This is a genomic window from Pseudomonas tehranensis (genome assembly GCF_014268615.1).
In the GTDB taxonomy this organism is placed as follows: Bacteria; Pseudomonadota; Gammaproteobacteria; order Pseudomonadales; family Pseudomonadaceae; genus Aquipseudomonas; species Aquipseudomonas tehranensis.
Genome location: NZ_JABWQV010000353.1, coordinates 1 through 4085, shown reverse-complemented (window position 1 = coordinate 4085; position 4085 = coordinate 1). Strand labels below are relative to the sequence as shown.

Here is a 4085-nt window from a genome sequence, read left to right as displayed (position 1 = left end):
GAGCCTGCTCGCGATAGCGGTATGTCAGTCACATTGCTGTTGGCTGATACATCGCTATCGCGGGCAAGCCCGCTCCCACAGGGCTTTTCGGCTGGGCTGACGGGCATAACCCGTCAGTCAGCCCGCATTGATCAGAACTCGTGATCAGCGCTGTCCGGGTTCAGGTCGCTGATGCCCAGTTTGCCCGCGGCCTGTTCGATCGCGCCGGTCTGCTTGACCAGTGCGGCGATGGCGTCGCGCACGACCTGATTGCCAGCGGTGTTGCCCGCCGCGATCAGTTGGTCGTAGTGCTCACCCTTGTTGGCGTGATCGACCATGACCTGGATCTTGGCTTCGGTGTCGGCCAGGTCGGCCTTGAGGGCGCTGTCAGCGGCCGGGTCAGCCTTGGCCACCAGGGACGACAGGCTGGCGCCGGTCATCTTGGTGCCGTCGACGCGGGTGTATTCGCCCAGGTAAACGTTGCGCACACCTTTGGCATCGTAGAAGTGCGAGTTGTGGGTGTTGTCGCTGAAGCAGTCCTGCTCGTCTTCTGGCGAGTTGGCTTCCAGGGACACCTTCATGCGCTCGCCCGCCAGTTCACCCAGGGACAGGCTGCCCATGCCGAACAGCATCTTGCGCAGGCCGGTTTCGGCAGGCTCGGCTTCCAGGGTGGCGCGGTAGTTGTCAGCCACGTTTGGCTTCCAGTTGCCGACCATTTCTTCCAGATCGCTGACCAGCAGTTGGGTCACGGCCTTGAGGTAGGCGCGACGACGGTCGTTATGGCCGCCAGTAGCACCGGCGCCTTCCAGGTAATCGGAGGCCGGACGCTTGCCAGCACCAGGGCCGGTGCCGTTGAGGTCTTGGCCCCACAGCAGGAATTCGATGGCGTGGTAGCCGGTGGCAACGTTGGCCTCGGAACCGCCCAGCTCGTTCAGGCTGGCGAGTTTCTCCGGGGTGATGTCTTTCACGTCGACCTTGTCTTCACCCACCTGGACTTCGGTATTGGCGATGATATTGGCGGTGGCGCCCGGATTACCCAAAGCGTGCGCGTAGGAGGTGTCGACGTAGTCGATCAGGCCTTCATCCAGCGGCCAGGCGTTCAACTGGCCTTCCCAGTCGTCGATGATGGTGTTGCCGAAACGGAACACTTCGCTTTGCAGGTAAGGGACGCGCGCAGCGACCCAGGCGGCCTTGGCGGCGTTGAGGGTCTCGTCGTTCGGTTTGGCCAGGAACGCATCGATCGCGGTTTGCAGGGTTTTCGCGGTGGATTCGGCATCGCTGTAGACCGCATGGACGATGTCGGCGTAGTGCGCGACAACGGCCTTGGCAGCGGCTTCGTCGATCTTGCCGGCTGCGGCTGGGGCGGCGGTGCTGGCGGCGGGCGTTGGCGCTTGCGGCGCGGCGGCCTTGTCTTTGCCTTCGCCGCAACCGGCGAGGGAAATAGCGATGGCCAGCAAACTGGCGGTAGCCAGAGGCATACGAATCATGGCGAACATCCTGCTTCGGTGATGGATGGGACAGGCGCGAGGTGCGCAAAACTGCGACATAATGCGAAAGATTTGCATTATGTGTAAAGGGTTGTAGCTGTAAATATTTCTTATTTGCTCACCCACGACCCTAGACTCTGCAGCGTCCGTAGGAGGCTGTCGAGTGCAACGAGGCTGCGATCTTCTTTCCCCTGACGCTTGAATCTCAAGACAAAGATCAAGATCAAAAGATCGCAGGCTTCGCCACCGCCTACAGAGGCATGACAACAAAGGGAGAATCAGATGATGGAGACTTTGCTGCGCTGCGCCTGCTTGAGATAGATGCCCAACTCCCGTGCCGGCAGCGGTTTGCTGTAGTAGTAACCCTGACCTTCGTGGCAGCCTTCGGAGATGATGTAGGCCTCCTGCTCGACCGTCTCCACCCCCTCGGCGATTACCTGCATCCCCAGGCTCTTGCCCAACTGGATGATGGCCCGGACGATGGTCGCGTCATCCTCGTCATCGAGCAGGTCCTGGACGAAGCTCTTGTCAATCTTGATCTTGTCCAGGGGCAGGCTCTTGAGATAACTCAGGGACGAATAGCCGGTCCCGAAGTCATCGATGGCGATCAGCGCGCCGGAGCGGCGCAGGCTGAGCAAGTGCTGGGCGGCTGTCGTGATGTCTTCCATCAGGCCGGTTTCCGTGACCTCCAGCTCCAGGCTGCGCGGCGGCAGGCGGTACATCTGCAGCAAGTTGTTCACCACCCGCGGCAGTTCGGCGTGGTGCAATTGTACGGTGGACAGGTTGACCGCCATGCGCAGGTCCACGAAACCCTGGTCATGCCATTCGCGCAACTGTTTGCAAGCCTGATCCAGTACCCATTCGCCAATGGCGATGATGGTGCCGTTCTGCTCGGCCAGGGGAATGAACAGGTCCGGCGGCACGAGGCCGTGTTCGGGGTGATGCCAGCGAATCAGGGCCTCGGTACCGACCACTCGCAGGTCGCGATAGCTGATCTGCGGCTGGTACACCAGGCTGAACTGCTCAAGCAACAGAGCCTCGCGCAGGTCTTTTTCCAATTCGCGACGGCGGCGCATTTCACTGTCGACGCTGGCGATGTAGAACTGATAGCGATTGCGCGACCGGGCCTTGGCCAGGGTCATGGTCTGCTCGGCTTTCTGCAACAGCTTCTCGGTGCTGTCCCCGTCCTCGGGAAAGAGGGTGATGCCGATGGTCGCCCGCAGGCGGATTTGCCGATCGTCGAGGACGAACGGCGCCTCCAGGTCATCGAGGATGCTCTGGGCCAACTCGGCGGCTTCGTAAGGTTGTTCGATATCGGCCTGGACCAGGGCGAACTGGTCGCCTCCCAGTCGCGCCAGCGCGCCAAGGCGTCCGCTGTGGGCCCGCAGTCGATCAGCCAGGGCCAGCAGCAACTGGTCGCCGGTTTGATAGCTGAACTGTTCGTTGATGCCCTTGAAGTCATCCAGCCCCACACACAGTACGGCCACCCGACGTTGCAAGCGCCCGGCATCCACCAGGATCTTGTCCAGTTGCTGTTGAAGCTGTTGACGATTGGGCAGGCCGGTGAGGAAATCATACTGGGCCATGCGCAGCAGGCTGTTTTCCGCCTCGTGGCGCAGGTGTGTATTGCGCTCGATGGAGGCGAGCAATTGGTTGGCGGTGTTGATCCAGAGCCCCAGCTCGTTTTGTTCGTGGCCGCGTAGCTGCGGGATCTTGTGTTCACTCGGCCGGTCGGGGTTGATTTCGGTCAGGTGTTCGATGATCCGTGACAGTGGCTTGGTCAAGAGCCAGTGATAGACCAGGTACAAGACCAGGCCCATCGCCAGGGCTCGCAACATGCCCGATATGAAAATGATCACAGAGTTGACGATGAAACTCTGGCCGTAGGTGGCCGTATCGAGGGTAATGCTCAGGTCGCCGTAATATTCACTGTAAGGCCCGCGCCCCACCAGCTGCGTGGTGAACGTGCGTTCCTGGCCAAGAATCAGGTCGGTCAGCCAGCGACTTCCCGACTGCTGCAGCGGCCGGGTTTTTTCGGCCAGCATGGTCTCGTGAGGATGACCGATAGAGGCCATGCGCACGGCTTCGTCCTGAAACAGTCCCTCGATCACTTGCATGCCCATCTCCCGGTCAAGGCTGTAGACGGCCTGGGTCGAAGGGTCCCGGAACATATCAAGAATTCGCTGGGCGTCGCTGGCGACCGCATGATCGGTTTTGTAGGCGTCGTACACGATCTGGGCGCAGCTCAATACGACGCCGACGATCAATGCCGAGAGGAGCACGACCCGCAGTAACTTCACAGACAAGCTGTTCTTGAGTTCCAGCTTCAAAGAGGGGGTTCCTTGTTCCGTGCGGGTAGCGTCAAGTTGCCATGAGTATTGGCAATCCTGTGATGTCAGTCAAAGGGACAATCAAACACAGGGGTCTTCGCCTGAAACCTGGCCGTTATACGGCGTTTTCAGAGCTATTGCTCTACGACCATTGTGTCGGATGGAAGGGGCCGCAACTTGAGGCCTGGGTTCTATTTTTGTTGGATTTCAGACACGAGGTATTGGTCTGGAAAGGGTCCGGGACTTTGTGCCGGCTAAAAAAAACCCGGCAACACGCCGGGTTTTTTTT

2 protein-coding genes are annotated in these 4085 nt (G+C 60.0%); both read right to left on the bottom strand.

Annotation, left to right across the window (positions count from 1 at the left end):
- Nucleotides 1–131: 131 nt before the first annotated feature.
- Nucleotides 132–1466, bottom strand: coding sequence for an imelysin family protein (locus tag HU811_RS25650; RefSeq protein WP_092454369.1), 1335 nt, complete (start codon nt 1464–1466; stop codon nt 132–134).
- Nucleotides 1467–1744: 278 nt separating this feature from the next.
- A complete protein-coding gene (locus tag HU811_RS25645) occupies nt 1745–3796 on the bottom strand; it encodes a putative bifunctional diguanylate cyclase/phosphodiesterase (protein ID WP_092454371.1) in 2052 nt (683 codons plus the stop codon).
- Between the last annotated feature and the right edge of the window lie 289 nt (nt 3797–4085).